We start from the raw sequence: 1,580 nt of genomic DNA, 5'->3' as shown, positions 1-1,580 counted from the left end.
CAGGAAATTCCTGTCGCGTCCATTGAGACTCAGCGAGGGATGGTGCTTTATCATGGAGTAGGCACTGGAAAGACTCTGACGGCCGTGGCGTCGGTTGAATGCTTGTTGCGTACGTTTCCTGGTACCAGAGCCTTGATTATAACGCCACCAGGTCTACAGGTCAATTTTAAGGCCTCTCTGGCTCGATGGGGCGTATCACCATTGAGAATGGTGTATCTATATCGGTTTCTTACGATCAGGGCATTTTATAACGAGTACAATCATCGATCTGACGATGAACTTCGCGAATACATGAGCAACAGGATACTTGTGATCGACGAGTCGCACAATCTCAAATTTCACTTGCCGCCTGAGAAAGAGAAACCGTCAGCTGAAGGCAGCGCCCCCAGAACAACGAAGACCGTGTATTCGACAAGCGGCATATTTGGTCTTCATGTGCCTGCTGCAACTACGACAGTCGAGAACATTGGCAAAGTGGCAACTTTTTACGGTCGCGTAAGTCGATCTGCGTTTCGCGTGATACTGCTAACAGCAACGCCGGTTGTAAATCGACCAACAGATCTGATATCACAGATCTCAATGGTCGACGGGACGAGATACATGAACGTCGACGCGTTCGATCGAAACGTGTGGGATCGTAGACGGGGACCGATGCCCATGTTTAACGATTATTTTGGATGCCGTGTCAGTGACTATAATCCTCCCCAAGGATCGTCAACGCATTTCCCAGCCAGAAGAAACCATGTTGTCTCCCTGATAATGGACGACGTGATGTTAGAAAAATATGACGAAATAGAAACAGCAAAACGCACCAACAACGTACCTGCTATCGCTGATGCTGATACGGAAGCGACTGAAGAAGCTCTCTCTCGTGCCGACACTGTGCTGGACTCATCACTGGCGCGTGACGATCCGACGATGGCGCCGCTGTTGGTCCGATCAGGTGTGTTTTTTGACAGATTGCGGCAATCGACGAACAATCTGGAAGGTCCGGACAATCCCAAGGTTCAGTTTGTTCTTACGCTGTTGCAGGACGTCATTGTCAACAAGGCTCGAACTGTGATATATTCCAACTACGTGATTGGAAGCAACGATCATCCGACGGCGTTGACATACATAACAGCCTGGCTCGGTGCACATCATGTACCGTACGGAGTAATTTCAGGAAATACGTCTAAACCAGCTCGTGCAAAGATCGTGGAAGCGTATAATAACGGTACAGCGGTAGTTCTGATCATCTCGAGAGCGGGTGGAGAAGGTCTTGATCTTAAAGAGACGCGTCAGATTGTTATCCTTGAGCCATATTGGAATCGTGCCATTATAGAACAAGTGATTGGCCGTGGCATTCGGTACGACAGTCACGACAAGCTTCCTGTGGAGGGGCGAACAGTCGACATATACGAATTGTTGCTCGTAAAACCTGGCTCTCCCGCGGAGAAGTTAGAGGCTCTTAGGCATGTTAGGACGAAGCTGAATAAAGATAGACCGTTACCAATTTCGGTTGACGAGATGATGTACAACTTTAGCGCTAACAAACAAGCAGAAATCGACAGATTTACAGATGCGCTGCGCAGAGTTGC

At 48.7% G+C, this 1,580-nt stretch carries 1 protein-coding gene; it reads left to right on the top strand.

Annotation, left to right across the window (positions count from 1 at the left end; all coding sequences use genetic code 11):
• Window positions 1-759 precede the first annotated feature (759 nt).
• On the top strand, window positions 760-1,580 hold an 821-nt coding region (locus tag EPO09_RS21695; RefSeq protein ID WP_290646610.1), incomplete at its 3' end, for a C-terminal helicase domain-containing protein.

Source organism: Aquabacterium sp., assembly GCF_004297345.1.
In the GTDB taxonomy this organism is placed as follows: Bacteria; Pseudomonadota; Gammaproteobacteria; order Burkholderiales; family Burkholderiaceae_C; genus Aquabacterium.
The sequence above is the reverse complement of the archived record's forward strand: the minus strand, read 5'-3'. Positions and strand labels throughout refer to the sequence as shown.